At 73.5% G+C, this 592-nt stretch carries 1 protein-coding gene; it reads right to left on the bottom strand.

Features of this window, described 5'->3' with window-relative positions; all coding sequences use genetic code 11:
- Window positions 1–592, bottom strand: a 592-nt coding sequence (locus ABD823_RS34500; protein WP_344867173.1) for a nucleotidyltransferase domain-containing protein, incomplete at its 3' end; no start/stop codon positions are given.

Here is a 592-nt window from a genome sequence, read left to right as displayed (position 1 = left end):
CCGTCAGACGGGCGACGTCGCGCTCCAGCCGCGGGCGCTCCGGAGCGCCGGAAGGCAGCGCCCCGTGCTCCGCCGAGCGCTTGGCCTCCACCAGCTCACCCAGGTACGGCGGGCCGCCGCCGAGGCGGGTGAGGTCGGCGACGAGCTCGCCGGTGCGCATCAGGTGGATGCCGGTGAGCAGCACCCGGAAGGTGTACAGCAGCGGTTTGAGTTCGCCGGAGCGCTCGAACAGGCGCCACTGGGTGCGGGCGAATCCCAGGTAGTGGTGGGCGTGGTGGCGGGTGAGGCGGGCCGGGGCGGCGGCGACCAGCTCCTCGTGGACCGGTGAGCCCGCCACCACCAGCGGGGACAGCAGCTGCTCCAGCACGTAGCCGTTGCGGCGCAGCAGCAGGCGGCAGAACTTGGCCAGGTCATGGGTGACGAGGTCCACCTCGGTGCCGCGGCGGATCCAGGAGCGGGAGACGGTCTCCTGCCCGGTGCGCAGGCCGACGACCTGCTCCACCGGCAGCACGTGCACGCCGCGCAGGTCGACGTCGGAGTCGTCGGAGGGGAAGCCGTACAGGTGGGCGCCGCTGACCGTGGCGAAGGCCAG

It is taken from the genome of Planomonospora alba (assembly GCF_039534085.1).
In the GTDB taxonomy this organism is placed as follows: Bacteria; Actinomycetota; Actinomycetes; order Streptosporangiales; family Streptosporangiaceae; genus Planomonospora_B; species Planomonospora_B alba.
Note: the sequence above shows the minus strand (reverse complement) of the source record. Positions and strands in the feature narration are given on the sequence as shown.